The organism is Janthinobacterium sp. 1_2014MBL_MicDiv, from assembly GCF_001865675.1.
Taxonomy (GTDB): Bacteria; Pseudomonadota; Gammaproteobacteria; order Burkholderiales; family Burkholderiaceae_D; genus Janthinobacterium.
Window position 1 is genome coordinate 5,225,347 of sequence record NZ_CP011319.1, and the last position, 18,494, is coordinate 5,243,840.

At 62.9% G+C, this 18,494-nt stretch carries 16 protein-coding genes and 1 other RNA gene; 2 read left to right on the plus strand and 15 right to left on the minus strand.

The annotated features are described in order from the left end of the window. Nucleotides 1-3: 3 nt before the first annotated feature. The 6 genes from YQ44_RS22515 to rnpB form a co-directional block, all read right to left on the minus strand. A complete protein-coding gene (locus tag YQ44_RS22515) occupies nt 4-1,512 on the minus strand; it encodes a UDP-N-acetylmuramoyl-L-alanyl-D-glutamate--2,6-diaminopimelate ligase (protein WP_071325287.1) in 1,509 nt (502 codons plus the stop codon). Between the two features lie 8 nt (nt 1,513-1,520). Further along, nucleotides 1,521-3,299, minus strand: coding sequence for a peptidoglycan D,D-transpeptidase FtsI family protein (locus YQ44_RS22520; RefSeq protein ID WP_071325288.1), 1,779 nt, complete (start codon nt 3,297-3,299; stop codon nt 1,521-1,523). Then, nucleotides 3,299-3,568 carry a cell division protein FtsL gene (gene ftsL, locus YQ44_RS22525; RefSeq protein WP_071325289.1) on the minus strand — a complete coding sequence of 90 codons (270 nt, stop codon included), beginning with the start codon at nt 3,566-3,568 and terminating at the stop codon, nt 3,299-3,301. Before ftsL ends, YQ44_RS22520 begins: the two co-directional genes overlap by 1 nt. Beyond that, nucleotides 3,565-4,542 (minus strand): 16S rRNA (cytosine(1402)-N(4))-methyltransferase RsmH, encoded by a 978-nt coding sequence (gene rsmH, locus YQ44_RS22530; protein WP_071325290.1) that lies wholly within the window; start codon nt 4,540-4,542, stop codon nt 3,565-3,567. Before rsmH ends, ftsL begins: the two co-directional genes overlap by 4 nt. Before the next feature lie 9 nt (nt 4,543-4,551). Next, entirely contained in the window at nt 4,552-4,980 is a 429-nt protein-coding gene (mraZ, locus tag YQ44_RS22535) for a division/cell wall cluster transcriptional repressor MraZ (RefSeq protein ID WP_071325291.1), read from the minus strand. A gap of 663 nt (nt 4,981-5,643) precedes the next feature. Next, an RNA gene (gene rnpB, locus YQ44_RS22540) (RNase P RNA component class A) lies at nt 5,644-6,005 on the minus strand. A 243-nt stretch (nt 6,006-6,248) separates the two neighbouring features. On the opposite strand from rnpB, the gene YQ44_RS22550 reads away from it, so the two are divergent. After that, nucleotides 6,249-7,952, plus strand: coding sequence for a thiamine pyrophosphate-binding protein (locus YQ44_RS22550; protein ID WP_071325293.1), 1,704 nt, complete (start codon nt 6,249-6,251; stop codon nt 7,950-7,952). A 70-nt stretch (nt 7,953-8,022) separates the two neighbouring features. Here YQ44_RS22550 and YQ44_RS22555 read toward each other — a convergent pair whose 3' ends face one another. The 9 genes from YQ44_RS22555 to YQ44_RS22595 form a co-directional block, all read right to left on the minus strand. Beyond that, on the minus strand, nt 8,023-8,577 hold the full coding sequence (locus YQ44_RS22555; protein ID WP_071325294.1) for a hypothetical protein: 555 nt from the start codon (nt 8,575-8,577) through the stop codon (nt 8,023-8,025). A gap of 151 nt (nt 8,578-8,728) precedes the next feature. Beyond that, the gene (locus tag YQ44_RS22560; RefSeq protein ID WP_071325295.1) at nt 8,729-9,793 is read right to left on the minus strand and encodes a porin; all 1,065 of its coding nucleotides are present in this window, start codon (nt 9,791-9,793) and stop codon (nt 8,729-8,731) included. Between the two features lie 976 nt (nt 9,794-10,769). Further along, complete coding sequence (locus YQ44_RS22565) at nt 10,770-11,213, minus strand: nuclear transport factor 2 family protein (RefSeq protein ID WP_071325296.1); 444 nt, start codon at nt 11,211-11,213, stop codon at nt 10,770-10,772. A 14-nt stretch (nt 11,214-11,227) separates the two neighbouring features. Beyond that, nucleotides 11,228-11,995 (minus strand): SDR family NAD(P)-dependent oxidoreductase, encoded by a 768-nt coding sequence (locus tag YQ44_RS22570; protein ID WP_071326696.1) that lies wholly within the window; start codon nt 11,993-11,995, stop codon nt 11,228-11,230. Nucleotides 11,996-12,050: 55 nt separating this feature from the next. Continuing rightward, nucleotides 12,051-13,337, minus strand: coding sequence for an MFS transporter (locus tag YQ44_RS22575; protein WP_071325297.1), 1,287 nt, complete (start codon nt 13,335-13,337; stop codon nt 12,051-12,053). Further along, entirely contained in the window at nt 13,334-13,882 is a 549-nt protein-coding gene (locus tag YQ44_RS22580; protein ID WP_071325298.1) for a chalcone isomerase family protein, read from the minus strand. Before YQ44_RS22580 ends, YQ44_RS22575 begins: the two co-directional genes overlap by 4 nt. 2 nt (nt 13,883-13,884) lie before the next feature. Next, nucleotides 13,885-15,114 (minus strand): SAM-dependent methyltransferase, encoded by a 1,230-nt coding sequence (locus YQ44_RS22585; RefSeq protein ID WP_156894954.1) that lies wholly within the window; start codon nt 15,112-15,114, stop codon nt 13,885-13,887. Next, nucleotides 15,111-15,908, minus strand: a complete 798-nt coding sequence (locus YQ44_RS22590) for a DUF1365 domain-containing protein (RefSeq protein WP_232250972.1) — start codon at nt 15,906-15,908, stop codon at nt 15,111-15,113. Before YQ44_RS22590 ends, YQ44_RS22585 begins: the two co-directional genes overlap by 4 nt. After that, entirely contained in the window at nt 15,898-17,208 is a 1,311-nt protein-coding gene (locus YQ44_RS22595; protein ID WP_071325299.1) for an NAD(P)/FAD-dependent oxidoreductase, read from the minus strand. The genes YQ44_RS22590 and YQ44_RS22595 overlap by 11 nt, the downstream gene beginning before the upstream one ends. A 200-nt stretch (nt 17,209-17,408) precedes the next feature. Between YQ44_RS22595 and YQ44_RS22600 the strand changes: the two genes are divergently transcribed. Next, a complete protein-coding gene (locus tag YQ44_RS22600; RefSeq protein ID WP_071325300.1) occupies nt 17,409-18,359 on the plus strand; it encodes a MerR family transcriptional regulator in 951 nt (316 codons plus the stop codon). Nucleotides 18,360-18,494 lie beyond the last annotated feature (135 nt).

Here is an 18,494-nt window from a genome sequence, read left to right on the forward strand (position 1 = left end):
CCATCAGTTCGTCCTCATCATCGTCAGGCGCGCGGACAGGGCCAGCTGCGCATGGTCGGCATCGGAAAACGGCAGTTTCTTGCCCTTGATTTCCTGGTACGGCTCGTGGCCCTTGCCCGCCAACAGGATGACATCCGGCTTGGCCGCATGCTTGATGGCCGACAGAATGGCGGCGGCGCGGTCTTCGATGGCCTGCGGCTGCGGGCCATTCGCACGCATGCCGGCGACGATCTGCGCGATGATGGCATGCGGGTCTTCGCTGCGCGGATTGTCGCTGGTGACCAGCACGTGATCGGCCAGCTGCGCGATGGCGCCCATCTGCGGGCGCTTGCCCGGATCGCGGTCGCCGCCGCAGCCGAACACGCACCACAGCTGACCGCCGCGTTCCTGCGCCACCTGGCGCAAGGCGGCCAGGGTTTTTTCCAGCGCGTCAGGCGTATGCGCATAGTCGATGACGACCATCGGCGCTTCCTGGCCGCCCACCTGCTGCATGCGGCCCGGCGCCGGCTGCAGGGATTCGATGCCGTCGATGGCCGCGCGCAGGCCGGTGCCGTGCGCCAGCAGGGCGCCCAGCACGGCCAGCGCGTTGCTGATATTGAAGTGGCCCACCAGCTGCGTCTTGACCAGCGCCACGCCAAGCGGGCATTCCAGGTGGAAGTCGGTGCCGGCATTGCGGCTGCGGAACTGGCTGGCACGCAGCATCAGCACGCCCGGCAGGTCGGGCAAGGCTGCCGCATCCTGCAAGGTATAGCCGATGACGGGATACTCGCCGGCCAGCTTGCCGTCCACGTGGCGCGCCAGGCGCAGGCCCATGGCGTCATCCAGGTTGATGACGGCCGTTTTCAGGCCGGGCCAGTCGAACAATTTGACTTTCGCCGCCTCATAGGCCGCCATGTCGCCGTGGTAATCGAGGTGGTCGCGCGTCAGGTTGGTAAACATGGCGACGTCGAAATGCATGCCGGCCGCGCGTTCCTGGTCCAGGCCTATCGACGACACTTCGATGGCGACGGCTTGCGCGCCGGCGTCGCGCATGGCGGCGAGCTTGCGCGCCAGCAGCACGGCGTCGGGCGTGGTGTAGCCGGTGACGTCGAAGTCGATCTCGCCGCGCGGCTTGCACAGGCCCACGCCCAGGGTGCCGATCACGGAGGACGTTTCACCGAGGCGCGCCAGGGCCTGCGCCAGCCACAGCGCGCACGAGGTCTTGCCATTCGTACCCGTCACGCCGGCGCTGAACATGGCGCTGTCGGGCATGCCGTAGAACGCATGGGCGATGGGGCCGGCCTGGCGTTTCAGGTCGGCCACTGCCAGCTGCGGCACGGTCCATGCGGCGTCCCAGTCAGCGCCATCATGCACGATGGCGGCGGCGCCCTGCGCGATGGCGGCGGCGATGAAATGGGTGGCGCCGGCATAGGCGAAAAACACGTCGCCGCGCTGCACGCGGCGCGAATCGGACGTCAGCTGCCCGGACGGGGCAGCCGCTTTGATCCACAAACTGATTTCTTGTATGGTCATGAGTGACTTCACATGGCCTCCGGACCGGCATTGGCCGGAACCACGATTTCGGTAACGGAGGAATCGGGCGGTACGTTCATCGCGCGCAGCGCGTTGGTCGCAATCGCCGCGAAAGCGGGAGCGGCAACCTGGCCACCATAGTGGGCCGGGCCGGTCGGTTCATCGATCATCACGGCAATGATGAAGCGCGGCGCCGACATCGGCACCATGCCCACGAAAGAGCCGATATATTTGCGCGGCATCGCGTAGCGGCCGTTTTCCACCTTGTAGGCCGTGCCCGTCTTGCCGCCGACGCGGTAGCCGGCAACCTGGGCGCGCTTGGCCGAGCCGTGCGCGCCCGACACCACCAGCTCGAGCATGGCGCGCATTTCGGCGGCCGTTTTCGGCTTGATCACTTGCTGGCCCACAGGCAGTTCATTGACTTTCTGGAACGACAGGGGAATCGTGTCGCCATCGCGCGCGAACATCATGTAGGAACGCGCCAGCTGGATCAGCGACACGGAAATGCCGTTACCGTAGCTCATGGTCGCCTGCTCCACCGGGCGCCAGGATTTATACGGACGCACGCGGCCGGCCACGGCGCCGGGGAAGCCCCATTTCGGCTGCTGGCCGAAGCCCACCTTGGTAAACATTTCCCACATTTCCTGCGACGGCATGCCCAGCGCGATTTTCGAGGTGCCGATATTCGACGACATTTCGATGATCTCGGAAACATTGATCACGCCGTGCGGCTTGGTGTCGGTAATCGTGCGGTCGGCGATGGTGTAGCGGCCCGGACCCGTGTCGATCAGGGTACCCGGCTTGACCCGGCCCGTGTCGAGCGCCAGCGAGACCGTGATCGGCTTCAGGGTCGAACCGGGTTCGAAGGTATCGGTCATGACGCGGTTGCGCAGCTGCTGGCCGGTCAGCTTGCGGCGGTCGTTCGGGTCGTAGCTCGGGTAATTGGCCAGGGCCAGCACTTCGCCCGTATGCACGTCGAGCACCACGGCGCCGCCCGCCTTGGCATTGAACTTTTCCACCGCTTCCTTCAGCTGCGTGAAGGCGATGTACTGGATCTTGCTGTCGACGGACAGGGTCAGGTCCTTGCCGTCATGCGGTTCGTGGATGAAGCCGATGTCTTCGACGATATGGCCCAGGCGGTCCTTGATCACGCGGCGGCTGCCGGTGGTGCCGACGAGGGTTTTCTGCTGCGCCAGTTCCATGCTTTCCTGGCCCACGTCTTCCACGTTGGTAAAGCCGACCACGTGGGTCATCACTTCGCCCTGTGGATAAAAGCGCTTGTATTCCTTGCGTTCGTCGATGCCGTCGATGCCCAGCTTGGAGATCTTGTCGGCCACGTCCATCTCGACCTGGCGCTTCAGGTAAACGAAGCTGCGGTCCGAATCGAGCTTCTTGCGCAATTCGTTGACGTTCATTTCCAGCAGGCCGGCCAGCGCATTGATTTTTTCGGGTGTCGCCTGCAGCACGTCGTCGGGAATGGCCCAGATGGCCTTCACGGGAACGGACGACGCCAGCACCTGGCCATTGCGGTCGGTGATCTTGCCGCGCGTGGCAGGCAATTCCAGCGTGCGCTCATAGCGCGCCTTGCCCTGCTTTTGCAGGAACTGCGTCGAGACGCCCTGCAGCCACAAGGCGCGCGCGCCCAGGCCGGCGAAAGCGAAGAACAGCAGGAACAGCACGACGCGCGAACGCCAGACGGGCAGACGCACTGCCAGTACGGGGTTTTTCGAGAATGGCACGCCCTTCGACGCCGCCACCCGGCCGTTGCTGTTACCGCCCAACTTCATTATTCGCCCTCCGTCAGGTACTGCGTGCGTGCCGCCGTCAGCGGCGTCATGCTCAGGTCGCGCCGCGCTATCGATTCGATGCGCTCATGCTTGCCCAGGGTGGACTGGTCCAGCTGCAGCTGCGCCCAGTCGATGTCGAGCTGGCGCGACAGCGCTTGCGCGCGCTCCAGGTCGATCAGCAGGTGGCGCGCCTGGTACTGCGCGTTCACCAGCGACAGGCCGCAGCACACCAGCAGGGCCGACAGCACGACACTGAGCTTGCCAGTCATCGGGCGCCGCCGCTTGCAGGCGCCGCCAGCGGCAGGCGTTGTGCCACGCGCATCACGGCCGAGCGCGAACGCGGGTTCGCCTCGATCTCGGCGTCGGACGGCTTCATCTTGGAAATGAGCTTCATCTCCGGCTGCGGCAAGTCGACGGCGCGGATCGGCAGGCGGCGGTCAGGCTGCTCCACATTCGCCTTCGAGGCGAAGAAGCGCTTGACCATGCGGTCTTCCAGCGAGTGAAAACTGATCACGGCCATGCGCGCGCCCGGCGCCAGACAGGCATACGCCTGGTTCAGGCCGATCTCGAGATCCTCGAGCTCTTTGTTAATGAAAATGCGTATGGCCTGAAAGGTGCGGGTAGCGGGGTCCTTACCCTTCTCGCGGGTCTTGACGGCGCCTGCCACGATGCTGGCAAGCTGTCGTGTGCTTGAAATTGGCTGGACTGCCCGGCCAGCAACAATCGCCTTTGCAATCTGAAAAGCAAACCGTTCTTCCCCATAATCGCGTATCACCTTTTCTAAATTCTGCTCGGTTTCCACCGCCAGCCATTCGGCCGCGGAGATGCCGCGCGTGGTATCCATGCGCATGTCCAGCGGTCCGTCGTTGCGGAAGCTGAAACCGCGCGCCGCGTCGTCGACTTGCGGCGACGAGATGCCCAGGTCGAGCAAGATGCCATCGACCTGCCGCACGCCGCGTTCGGCCAGACTGGCCGTCATGGTGGCGAAACTGTCGTGGACGATGTCAAAACGGGGGTCGGCGATCTGTTCGGCCGTGGCGATAGCCTGCAAATCCTTGTCGAAACCGATCAGGCGCGCGTCTGCAGCCAGGCGCGACAGGATCAAACGGCTATGCCCGCCGCGGCCAAACGTGCCGTCGACGTAAATACCGTGCGCGCGGTCGCCCGACAGGTCGAGCGCATCGACCGCTTCATCGAGCAGCACCGTGCGATGCTGAAATTCCGGCACCGTGAGTTGTGTCATTACGGAGCCTTAGAAAGAAAAATTGGAAAGTACATCAGGGGTGCCGGCATCGATCGCCTGCTGTTCTTGCTCGGCCAACTTGGCGGCATCCCATATTTCAAAGTGGCTGCCCATGCCGATCATCATCACTTCGCGCGACAGCCCGACGGCGTTGCGCAATTCAGGGGAGATCAGCACGCGGCCGGCCGAGTCCAGCTCGACGTCAACGGCGTTGCCGAGGAAGATGCGCTGCCAGGCGCGCGCCGACATGGGCCAGGTGGCGATTTGCTGGCGGTGGCTTTCCCACACGGGACGGGGGAAAAACAGCAGGCAGCCATCGGGGTGTTTCGTCAGGGTCAGGCGACCTTCGCATTGAATCGCCAGCGCGTCACGGTGCTTGGCAGGGATAGACATCCTGCCTTTGGCATCGAGACTGATTGCGGACGCGCCTTGAAACACGGAAGACCTTTTTTGAGCTTGGCTTGCGACGCCTTGGCGTCACGCAGAAAAGGGAAAAATTCCCACAAAAACACACTTTTTCACACAGTTGCCCACTTTAGAGTAAGCAAAGATAGTGGTCAAGCGGTTTCCGATTGGCAAAACAGGAATTTTAGTAATGAAATTAAGGACTTAGCGCATATCGTTGAAGGAGTCTCAAATAAAAATATATCGATAAATTAGATACTTATGAAAGATAGTGAATGTGCTACCTCATCTGCACACATGTGTTTTCCTACCGTAAACATCGAAAAAGACGAAATGAAAAAATTGAATTTTTTACAGTTAGTTGACACATGACAATAGTTTCGTCGTGCGAGCACAACGGTAATCGAGTGCCTGGAAAGACTTGGTTTATGGCAAAAAAATGAGCACACAATGCCCCGCTTGCCCGATTTTCCGGGGGCCGGCCATACCCGCGAAAACTTTTTTTGCAATGCAGCAATTAATTAAACTTCAGAAACTTTAACCAATTGTTCATTTTTAGTTGTATATACAACTTTATCTTAAGCACTATATTTTTAGAAACAAAAAAGCCCCGTTGCCGGGGCTTTTTGGTCATGCCGGCGGTGCGAAAAACACCGTCGCCGAACACCTCTTGGCATGCCAAAGGGTAAAGAATTCAAGTGAAGCAGGCCGGTAGGCCGGATTTTGTTACGGCGCCTTCCCTTGCAGGTCGGCGCTATGACAGTCATTCCTCTAGGCGCCAGATTACTCGGGCGCTCAAGCTTTCTACCCGCACGCTCCGCGAGCAGCATCATCGCGTGCCTATTTGAAATTGCACCAGGTGGAGGTTACCGCGTTTCACCGTAACTTAATACGCTCGTCTCTGTGGCCCTATTCCTCGCCTTATACTCCCCCGACATACAAGTACGCCGGGTCGGCTTTCGGCGGACGGCCGTTAACCGTCACCCCGCTCTATGGAGTCCGGACCTTCCTCCCGCCAGCGCATTGCTGCGCCAGCCAGCGACTGTCTGGCCTGCTTCACCCGCCATTGTACCGCGCCGCAGCATGTTTCTGCAAAAAGGCCTGCGCACGCGCGGCGCCGCTCGCCAGCCGCGCCTTGCCGGACTGCCCGCCCCGGGGGATTGTGTAATTCGGTGTCGCCATTTCAAAAGCCGGGCCAAATCGGCTCACATAGAATGGCGCAAGCTGCGCGTATACCAGGCGCATGCGCTTCGCTTGCCCGATTTTTCTTTGCCACCCAACTAGAATATAAAGAGCCGAACATGACGCAACAATCCCGTACCGGCGGCCAGATCCTGGTCGATGCCCTGCAGATCCACGGTGTCGACACCGCCTTTGGCGTGCCTGGCGAAAGCTACCTCGACGTGCTCGACGCCCTGCACGATTCGGGCATCCGCTTCATCATCAACCGCCAGGAAGGCGGCGCCGCCTTCATGGCCGAAGCCTACGGCAAGCTGACCGGCAAGCCGGGCATCTGCTTCGTCACGCGCGGCCCGGGCGCCACCAACGCGTCGATCGGCGTGCATACGGCGTACCAGGATTCGACGCCGATGATCCTGTTCATCGGCCAGGTGGGCAACGATTTCGTCGACCGCGAAGCGTTCCAGGAAATCGACTACCGCCGCATGTACGGCCAGATGGCCAAATGGGTGGCACAGATCGACCGCGCCGAGCGCATCCCCGAATACCTGGCGCGCGCCTTCCAGGTGGCCACCAGTGGCCGCCCCGGCCCCGTCGTGCTGGCCTTGCCGGAAGACATGCTCATTTCCATGGCGGCCGTGGCCGATACGCGCCCTTACCAGCCCGTGCAGGCGGCGCCGTCCCATACTCAGATGCAACAGTTGCGCAGCATGCTGGCCGGCGCGCAGCGCCCGCTGCTGCTGCTGGGCGGCACCACCTGGACGCCGCAGGCGTGCGCCGACCTGCAGCAGTTCGCCGAAGCGAATCACTTGCCCGTCGCCTGCGCCTTCCGCTTCCAGGACTTGCTCGACAATGCGCATCCGAACTACATCGGCGACGTCGGCATCGGCATCAACCCGAAGCTGGCCGCGCGCGTCAGGGACGCCGACCTGGTGATCGCCATCGGTCCGCGCCTCGGCGAAATGACCACCGGCGGCTACACGCTGTTCGATTCGCCCGTGCCGCGCCAGCGCCTGGTGCACATCCACACGGATGCCGAGGAGCTGGGCAGCGTCTACCAGGCCGAGCTGATGATCAACAGCGGCATGCCGCAAGCGTGCGCCATGCTCGCTGCGATGGATGCCGTCGACGCGGCCGCCTGGCAGCATACGCCGGCCGCCGCCAAGGCCGAGCTGGCCGCCTACCAGCAGCAGCCGCCGATCTTCCAGGATGGCAAGGCGCCGCTCGACCTGTGGCAAGTGACGCAGGACATCATGGCGCAAGTGCCCGCCGATACCATCCTGACGAACGGCGCCGGCAATTACGCCTCGTGGGCGCACCGCTTCTACCGCTACGGCGGCATGCGCACCCAGCTGGCGCCGACGAATGGCGCCATGGGCTACGGCGTGCCGTCCGGCGTGGCGGCGAAGATCGTGCATCCGGAACGCACCGTGATCACCTTTGCTGGCGATGGCGAATACATGATGAATGGCCAGGAACTGGCGACGGCCGTGCAATACCATGCGGGCGTGGTCATCATCGTCTTCAATAACCAGATGTTCGGCACCATCCGCATGCACCAGGAGCGCGACTACCCGGGCCGCGTGTCGGGCACGACCCTGCACAACCCGGATTTCGCGGCGCTGGCGCAAGCGTATGGCGCGCATGGCGAAGTGGTGAATACGACGGAAGAGTTCGCTCCTGCCCTGCAGCGGGCGCTCGCGCATGCCAAGGCGCACAGCCTGCCGGCCTTGATCGAGCTGCGCTACGACGGCAACCTGATCACGCCGAACGCGACGCTGGCCACCATCCGCGCCACGGCGGAAAAGGCGCAGGCGGCGAAGTAAGCAGTCGATTGCAGCAGAAATCACAAAGGCCCGGTCACCACCGGGCCTTTTTCATGGCGTCACGACACTATCAGGCTGCCGGCGCCAGCGAACTCTCGGGCACGGCTTCCGCTGCCGGCGCCGGTTCGGCGGGCACTTCCGGCATGGGCGGGCATGGCGTGCAATTTTTCAGCGGACGGCCAAAGTCGCGCACGCGGCTCAGCTTCATCGGCATGCGCACGTTGCCGCCGCAATAATCGCCTTCCAGGGTCAGGGTTTGCCCATCCTTCGAGAACTTGCCGACGATGGTGCGCTCTTCGCTGTCCGCGCCGGCGATGGTGAAGTCGAAGGCGCCCGTGGCGGCATCGAGGTTGACGTCACTGGCCACGATGGGCCAGCTCAGGGCCCCTGCCGTGAATTCATAGATGACGGAATCGGCTTCGGCGAAGCGATGCAGGGTGACGCGCTGGCCGCCGATCTCGCCGCTGTCCTTTTGCAGGCACAGGTCCGAATACACGGTCACGCCATAACGCTCCAGCCCGGCCGGCTTCCTTGCCTTGGCCGCGGCAAAGGCGGCGCCAGTGGCGCCGACCAGCAGCAGTGCGGCCAGCATGGCGGCCAGGCGTGGCGATTTGAATGGGTACATGGCATTCCTCTACTTTAGTAACGGCAACATTATAACTGGCGCCGCACATGCAAAAACGCGCCGCCAGGACTAGCCTGGAGACGCGTTTCTTTGCTGATAGGCACCCCCGAAGGGATGCCTGCAGCGGTACTAAGCTTCGCTTGCGCGAATATTAGAACGAGTGACGAACGCCAACGTTGAAGGCTTTGTCGCCCGTACCAACATTGGCGTTGTTGCCAACGGTGTAGCCAGCGAAGTTTTTGTTCTTGATTTTAGCGTACGAAGCGTAGGTGCTGGTGCGCTTCGACAGAGCGTACGAGTAGCCCAGTGCCCATTGATCAGCGTCAGCATTCGCGTTGGTTTTGTCGTTCGTGCGGATGAACGAAGCCATTACGGTGCCAGCTGGGCCAACAGGTACGGTTGCGCCAACCAGGATGTTGTTGCTGTCGGTGCTAGCACCAGCCGAAACGTAGTTGAAGGCATTGACGGCGCCGTTGTTACGGATGCCGCTGTTGTTGCCTTTGTTCACGCCGTAAGCGACGTAAGCTTTTGCAACTGCGAAATCGTAGTTAACAGCAGCCAGGTAGTTACGGCCGCTGCCTTGTTCGATGGTCGCGGTGTCGTTGCTGGTGTTGTTGTAAGCCAGACGTGCGTTCAGAGGACCGTTCGAGTAGCCAGCCGACGCGCCGATTTTGCGGCCGATTTTGTTCGAATCAGCGTTTTCGCCGAAGGTGTAAGCCACGTCAGCGTCAAAGCCGTTGAAGTTTGGCGAGGTGTACAGCACGGTGTTGCTGGTGCGGGTGTTCGCTGGGAACAAGTTCTTAGCGGAACCAGCGTAGCCAGCTGCGAATGGATCAGCAACTTTCGACAGGGTGTTGTACCAAGGGGTGTATTGACGACCCAGGGTCAGCGTACCAGCCGTTTTGCTGCTCAGACCAACGTAAGCTTGACGGTTGAACAGGCTGCCTGCAACGTCTTGTTGACCGTTGTCAACGCCGAAGCCCGATTCCAGAACGAACAGTGCCGACAGGCCGCTGCCCAGATCTTCGGTGCCTTTGAAGCCGATACGCGATGCCGAAGCAATGCCGCTGTCCAGTTTGTTAACGTTGCCGTTAACGCCGCCGCGCTCGCTGACGAAACCAGCGTCAACGGTACCGTAGATTACGACGCTCGATTGAGCTTGGGCTACGCCGGTGGCTGCTGCCAGAACTGCCAGGGTGATCAGAGTTTTTTTCATTGCAATTTCCTTTAATTTTTGAAGCAAAAAGTAATACAGCCTATGCATCTCGAGCTGCGCTCTAACAGAGCGCTTTTTATGAGTGAGGGCAAGGTCTCCACCTGCCACATTGCTGTTCCGGTCAGAGGAACAATTCATATCGGTATCGGCACGCTATTGCACCGATAAGCTAGAAGGCTGCATAACGACCGTATTTTCGTGCGCCGGTTCGGTGCTCAAAGGGCACCGGAAGCGGCACTATAACGACCGTTTCACATTCCATCAAGTTCCAACATGTTACTTCCGGTACCAGGCCAGGGGCTTTTTCAGGCATCCCAACCATCGCCAACCGTACTACGCGACAGAGCCAGTGCCCCTTGCCAATCAATGCATTGGCCTGATTGACCATTCCATCATAGCGCATGCCTTGTCGACACCCGTTGTATTAGTGCAACAGTATCAGGCGCATGATTAAAACATCAACATGCTTTACCCACCATCGGCCGTCCAAGATTTACGCGACAAAGCGCACAATTTGTAAGGTGATAATGGATAAACGGGACGAAGCATACACCGCATCGCCAATGTTTGCTGCCGGATGCCCAAAAACGGGAATTATTACGTCCCATTTTGGTGCGTTGCCGCATTATTCAGGGGCGTAGGGCAGAATTTCGGCGTCGGCGCGCGCATGGAAAAAATAGGCAGAGTGACAATGGAATTACTGACTTTCCGGTAATTTAAATTGCCTACCTAGAAATGTTTTCCATGCTTTCCGGTTCTTTTGCCTGTTGCCCGCGAGGTGGCGATATCGGCGTCTCTTGCTTGCCAATTCCGCATCACTTGAAACAATTTCTTACAATGTTGCCTTCTAAATATTTTGATAGTTTTGTGTCAAAAAAACGACACATTGATCGAGATCAAGCCTTTTCGGCGTCCCTCGCAGCGTATTTGCTTTTTCTTTTGAGTAATGTTTGCTTAAAAGCGCCACGCAGCAGCGCTAGCGTCGCCCTGCGCGTTTCAGCATGCGCATGAACCCGCCAAGCAGCGGCAGCTTTTCATACAATTCCTCGGCCACATCCCAATAGTCGCGGTGCTGCACTACCCTGCCCTGCGTATCGAAACGGATATGGGTGGCACCGCGAATACATTGCTCGCCAGCTAAGCGGCGCTTCATGCGGAAACGGAACTCCCAGGTGAGGAACGCTTGCCTGCCCTGTCCCATGCTGTCGAGCACGATAAAACGCGGGGCATCGACTTGCACGAACATGTGCTCGAAGATGGCCAGGATGGCCGCATGCCCCACGACGTCGTTGAACGGATCCTTGAAACAGGCGTCCGGCGCGTACACGGCGCCCAGCTGGGCCAGATTCTCCAGGCTCAGGTGCTCGTAAAACGCCACCAGCCGCGCCAGCGGGCCCTCCACGCTTGCCGTCTGCGTCATGCTCGCTTCTCCTGTCATAAGCCGGTCACCTTGCGGATCAGCCAAAAATAAGCGCGGTACGGCAACAGCCGCGCCAGACGCATGGCATTGGTAAAACGCTTGGGGAAATGGATATGGAACTGGCCCCGCTCGATGCCGTCGAGCATGGCGGCGGCCGCGTCCCGGGCCGTCATCAGCGCGGGCATGGCGAAGTCATTGCCGGCCGTCAGTGGCGTAGCGACGAAACCGGGGTTGATTTGATACACATCAATGCCACGCCCGTGCAGGTCCAGGTACAGCGACTCCGTCAAATTGATCAGCGCCGCCTTGCTGGCGCCATACGCTAGCGCTTGCGGCAAGCCGCCATAGCCGGCCACCGAGGCGACGATGCCGATGCCGCCACGGCCCTGGCGCAACAGCCACGGCAAGGCCACGTCCAGGCAATTGAAGACGCCGCCGACATTCAGCGCCAGCAGGCCCTGCGCCGCGGCCAGGTCAAAGGTGTCGGCGCGCATGGCCTGATAGCCGCCGGCCACCACCAGTATCAGGTCGATCTGCGGCCAATGCCGCGCCAGCTCCGCCCAAACGGCCCGCAGCTGCACGGGCTGGGTAATGTCGAGCGGCAAGGCCAACGCCAGCGGCTGGCCCACGCACAGCAGCTCCAGGCTGGCGCGATGGCGGGCCGACAAGGCCACGCTGGCCCCCTGCTCCAGCAGCAAGGTGGCGCAGGCGGCGCCGATGCCGCTGGACGCGCCGATGACCCACACGCGCTTGCCGGCCCAGTTATCTATCTTGCCATTCATGGCGCCGCCTTTGGACAGGATTTGGCACCGCCGGTGCTGGCGGCGCAGAAACAGCTCACGAAACGCATGCGCGATGCTCCATATGCCCACTATCGCTATATATATGTTGCAAGGGCGCACGCCACAACAGCAGCGCCGCCAGCAGCTTCAGGGCGCAGGGCAGCAAGGCATAGGTGGCCGACAGGGCCGGCAAGCCGCCGTCCCGCCCCGGCACATAGCCGAGCCAGGCCAGCAAGGGCAAGACGATGCCGGCCGCCAGCGCCAGGCTCATTTGCACACCCCAGTTCCACCAGCCGAAATATGCCGCCTCCTGCCTGCCGGCATGGCCCGCCACGCCGATCAGCCCCGCCAGCAGGGCCGGCGGCAAGGCCAGGTCGGCGCCCAGCGCCAGGCCGGACAGCAGGCAAATCGCGGCGAAACCCCAGGCGGCGCCTGCGTCGAGGCCATACGCCCAGACAAACACGCTTGCCGCCAGCAGCATGGCGCCGCGCCAGGCGCGCGCCTCGCCATAGCGGCGGGCCAGGGCCACCCACGCGGGCATCGAGGCGGCCGCCGCACAAAAATAAACGATCAGGAAAGGTCCGGCGTAATGGCCGAGACGCAAATAATCGCCGGCAAAGAACAGGAACAGGGTGGCGGGAATGGCCGCCGCGACGCCATTGACGAGCAGGATGGCAAAGAGCCAGCGAAACGCGCGCTGGCGCCATGGCGCGCGCCAGGCGCCAGCGGGCAGCGCCGCCGAGTCGCGGCGCAGGGCCGGACGCGGCGCGCGCGCCAGCAGCAAGGCGCCGGCCATCAGCAGGCAGGCGGCAAAGGCCAGCGACAGGCCTTCATAGCCAAGCACGGACGTCAGCCCGGCCGCCAGGATCACGCCGACCAGGCCGCAGCCTTCGCGCACGGCCGTGACGCGCGTGCGCTGCGCGCGCGCCTGGCTCAGCGCCGCGCCCCAGCTCTGGTGGGCGATGCTGGCCAGGCCATAGGCGGCGTAGACGAGCAGCAAGGCGGCCAGGAACCAGGCCAGGGTGGCCGCTTCCGGCAAGGCGGGCGGATGAAACAGGGCGCCAAAACCCAGCAGCAGCAAGGGCAGCGACACGCCTATGAGCTCGGCATAGCTGTGCCGGCCATGCGCCATCCACGCGCCCAGGGCCGGGTCGATGAAAGCGGCGCCGATGCGCGCGGCCAGCAGCACGGCGCCGATCTGCGCCAGGTCCAGGTTGCTGCGCTGCGCATAAAACGGCGCCACATATATATAGATGGGCAACGCCAGCATGGCCAGCGGCAAGCCGAACAGGCCATAGCTGAACAAGGCGGGCAAGTCCAGCGCGCTGGCCCTGGTGCTCATGGCAGCGGCGCCGCACTCCGCAGCAAGGCCGCGCGCAGCTGCGGCGCCGTGCTCGATGGCGAGAGCCAGATGGCGAAGAAGGCGCGCGCGAAGTCGCCATCGGTCACATCGGCCAGCACCTGGCCATCGAGATAGAAACGCACGCCGGGCGCGATGCCGGCCCGGTAGGCGCCCGCGATGCGCTGGCCTTCCTTGACGTCAGGAAAGATGCGCTGCATGGTGGCCAGCCAGGCCAGCCGCTGCTGTTGCGTGCCCACGCCCAGCTTTTGCATCTGTTCATGGCTGGCCTCGGCGATCTTCTTGCCGTCGAGCGCACGCGCGTAGCGCAATTCCAGCACGAAGGGCGCCGTTTCGGACGCCGCGCCCTGGTAGCCGCGCGGCCCCACCCATAGTTGCGCCCGATAAATACGCATGCCGAACCACGTGTAGTCGCCCTCGCCGGCCAAACGGGCCTCGGGCACATCCGTGCTGACAAAGGCCGGCGGCGCGGCCCTGGCGCCCAGCATGGTCAATGAGAGCAAAGCGAGGACAAGAAAACGGCGCATGGTCAGTCCTTGATCAGGGTAAATTGCATCACATCCGTGTTGCGGGCCTCGAAGGCGGCCTCGCAGTACGCCAGGTAAAACTCCCAGGTCAGCAGGAAGCGGCCATCGAAACCCTGCCTGTCCAGCGCCGCGCGCTGCGCCAGGAAGCTGGCGCGCCACTGGCGCAAGGTTTCCGCATAGTCGAGGCCAAAGCTGAAGGCGTCCACCACGCGCAAGCCCTGCGCCTCGGCGGCGCGGCAAAACTCGGCCGGCGAAGGCAGCATGCCGCCCGGAAAAATATACTGCTGGATGAAATCCGTGCTCTTGCTGTAGCGCTCGAACAAGGCGTCGGCGATGACGATGGTCTGGATGCAGGCCCGTCCGCCCCGCTTCAGGTTGCGCGCCACGCAGTCGAAATAGCCGGGCCAGTAGCTTTGCCCCACGGCTTCGAACATCTCGATCGAGGCGATGGCGTCGTACTGTCCATGGCTGTCGCGGTAGTCGCACAGCTGCAGGTCGGCCTGCGCCGCCAGCCCCGCGACGTGCAGGCGCTGGCGCGCGTATGCGAGTTGTTCGGTGGATAAGGTCAGCCCCGTCACATGGACGCCATGGTCGCGCGCCGCCGTTTCCGCAAAACCGCCCCAGCCGCAGCCGATTTCCAGTACGCGCTGGCCCGGCTGCAGCCGCAGCTGGCCGGCGATACGCGCGTATTTCGCCGCCTGCGCCTGTTGCAGGCTGGCGCCCTCGCTGAACAGGGCGCTCGAATACGTCATCGACGGGTCCAGCCACAACTGATAAAAGGCATTGCCGATGTCGTAATGGGCATGGATATTCTTCTTGCTGCCCGCGCGGGAATTGCGGTTGAGCACATGCCGGACCTTATACATCAGATTGCCCCACCAATTGCCGTAGATCAGGGACTCGATCTGCGCACGGTTGCGTACCATCAATTCGATCAGGCCCGGCAAGTTGTCCGTGCGCCAGTCGCCGGCGATGAAGGTTTCGGCAAAGCCGATGTCGCCCGAACGCAGGACGGCCGCGCACAGGCGCCAGTTATGCAAGTCCAGCGTGACGGGGTGGCCGCCGTCGCCATACAGCAAGACGCTGCCATCGGGCGTGCGCAGGCGCAAGGCGCCAAATTGCAATTCTTGCAGCAGGCGCAAGATCATGCGCGCGGCGGCGGGCACGCGAACGTGCTCAAGGGGCTGGCTGCTGCGCGCATCGAGGCTGGTTGGCAGGGAATCGGAGCTCATCGGGACACCTTTTCTTGTGGGGGAAGCGGTTTGCTGAAGAAAGGCACGCGGCGCAGCCACAGGCGCAGCGCCTGCCAATGGATGCGCGCCATCACGCCCAAGGTCATCAGTGGATAGCGCAGCAAGGCCCAGGCGATGGCGGCATCGCGCAGCGGCTGCGCCGTGCCGGACAAGCTCGTCTGTAGCAACGGGCCATCGAGGTCGTCGTAATCGACCTTCGCCAGGTGGCGTTCGCCATCCTTGCCGCTGCTGCGCAGGAAACGGAAGCGATACTGGCCTTCCACCTTGCAAAACGGCGAAACGTGGAAAATCTTACTGGCGCGCAACTCGCTGCCATACGCGATCGCTGCGCCCTGCTCCAGCAGATACAGGTGGCGCTCGCCGAAGGTATTGCGCACGTCGCACAGCACGGCGCGCAGCGCGCCATCGGCACGATGGCAAAACCAGAAACTGACGGGATTGAAGACATAGCCGAACACGCGCGGCATGGCTTGCAGCCAGATTTCCCCATCGGCATCGAGCACGCCATGCTGGCGCAGCAAGCCATCTATCCATTCGAGCAGCGGCGTGCTGCCGTCGCCATGGTCGCTGTCGCGGAAGGACAGCGCATTGGCGCGGTTGCGCGCGATCAGGCGGGCGGGGAAATCGTGGGCGCCCATGCTGCGCAAGGGCAGGCGCAGATAAAACATGCCGTAGCTGAACGCATGCGCGCGCGGCCGCAGCCGCGCATGGCGCACCAGCCCCAGGCACAGCTGCGGCTGCGACATGGCCGGCAAGGCGGGATCACGCGGCACGACCGAGCTCCGCCGCCGCCATGCCGTTCAGCGCCTCGGCCACCGCCAGGCCCGACCTCAAGCCGTCCTCATGGAAGCCGTAGCCCGTCCAGGCGCCCGCGAACCACGTATGCTGCGCGCCCTGGAAAGCGGCCAGGCGCGCCTGCGCGGCGATGGCCGCGCCATCGAACACGGGATGGGCATAGGAAAACGCGTCGATGACGCTGGCCGGATCGGGCTCGTCGAGCGGATTGAGCGAGACGATGACGGGCGTGGTGAACGGCAGCGGCTGCAGCTGGTTCAACAGATAGTGCACGCACACTTGCGGCGCCTCGCCAGCGGCCACCGCCCGGCCCTGGTAATTCCAGGCCGACCAGGCCTTGCGGCGCCGCGGCAGGCAGGATGCGTCCGTGTGCAGCACGGCCCGGTTCGGCTGGTAGCGCACGGCGGCAAGCACGCCACGTTCATCGTCGCGCAAGTCGGCCAGCAAGGCCAGCGACTGGTCGCTGTGGCAAGCGAGCACGACATGGTCGACATGGTCGATGCCGGCGGCCGTGTGCAATTCGACCATGCGGGCGCCGCCGTGCGGCTGGCGGCGCACGGCCAGCACGGGACACGCGAGGCGCTGCTGCGGGATACCGGCCAGCAATTTCTCCACATACACGCGCGCGCCGCCGCGCACCGTGCGCCACTGGGGCCGGTCGTTGACTTGCAGCAAACCGTGGTTGTGGCAAAAACGGATGAAGGTGGCCAGCGGAAAGGCCAGCATCTGGCGCGCCGGGCACGACCAGATGCAGGCGGCCATCGGCAACAGATACCAGTGGCGAAATTCGCTGCCATAACCGTGCAGGTCGAGAAATTCGCCCAGCGACAGGGCCGGCGCCGGCAGCGCGGCCGTGGCCAGCGCGCTGGCTTGCCGGTTGAAACGCACGATGTCGCGCAGCATGCGCAGGAAGGCGGGACGCAGCAGGTTGCCGCGCTGGGCAAACACGGTATCGAGGCTGGCGCCGGCCCATTCCAGCACGCGCGCACAGGGCGAGGTTCCCAGCGGCATTTTCACGGAAAACGACATGTCGCTGTCGGCCGCTTCCACGCCGAGCTCGTCGAACAGCCGCACGAGCTGCGGATAGGTGGCGTGGTTAAAGACGAGAAAACCCGTGTCGACGCCATGCGTGGCGCCGTCGAGCGTGACGTCGACTGTATGGCTGTGGCCGCCGAAATAGGCGCCCGCCTCATACAGGGTGACATCCTGGCCAGCCTGCGCCAGCCGATAGGCACACGACAGGCCTGCGATTCCCGCACCGACGACGGCGATTTTCATGGTTGCACCCGTATTAGTTTGTCCTGGACAAAACTACCTGGACCGATAATCAGTTAAATATTGAGCTATGTCAACAATGGCTTGCGCGCTTCATGAACTTATACGCAAGCCTTTCCCAATCGGATTCAGCTATTTATACGGGGCAAGGGAAGGCGTAGAATGCACACCACGTTCTTTCGGTATGCGAGCAAGCCCCTGGTATGGACACTGACCTGCAAGCACTGCAACCACCTTCCGCCTTCAGCATCAGCGATGTCGAGCGCGATACCGGGCTGGCCAAGGAAACCTTGCGTGTCTGGGAGCGCCGCTACGCCTTTCCCCAGCCGCAACGGGATGCCTTTGGCGAACGCAGCTACCCGGCCGAGCAGGTGCAAAAACTGCGCATGGTGAAGCGCTTGCTGGACTTGGGCTTTCGCCCCGGCAAGATCATGCAGCACAGCACCTTGCAGCTGCAGCAACTGGCCAGTGCCGGTGCGGCGCCTCCCCAGCAGGCGCAACCGCAACTCGAGCACTACCTGGCGCTGTGCCGCAGCCACCAGATGACGGAGCTGGGCGACGCCTTGCGCCAGGCGCTGGCCAGGCTGGGCTTGAAGGCCTTCACCGTCGACATCATCGCGCCGCTGACGGCCATGGTGGGCGAAGCGTGGGCCTGCGGCGAGCTGGCCGTGTACGAGGAGCATCTGTATAGCGAAACCTTGCAAACGGTGATGCGCCACGCGATTTTTTCCCTGCCACAACAGAGCAATCCCAGCCTGCGCACGCCGCGCATCGTCCTCAGCACCCTGCCGCAGGAACGCCATGGCCTGGGGCTGTTGATGGCCGAGGCCCTGTGCGTGGCGGCCGGCGCGCATTGCATGTCGCTGGGCGTGGAAACGCCGCTGACGGACATCGTCGCCGCCGCCCGCGCGCAGCGGGCCGATATCGTCGCCTTGTCGTTTTCCAGCGCCAGCAAGGAACGCCAGACGCGCGACAGCCTGCGCCAGTTGCAGGCCGGCTTGCCGGCCACGGTGGAAGTGTGGGCCGGCGGACGCAGCCCCGCGCTGCACAAGCGCCCGCCGCCCTTTTTGCATGTGCTGGACTTGCGCCAGGTGGAGGAAAGCATCGCCGACTGGCGCCGCCGCCATCAGGCGGATGCCCTGCAAACCCACTGAACACGGGAGAACTGCGGCGATCTCCGTGGAAACGCGCGCAATGTTGCCAATCGAACAGTAAAGCATGAAGCGCCGGGCGCGCTCTGGTAGAATAGCCCGTATCGACAGTGTCCGGCGCCGCCGGGCCCAAGGTCA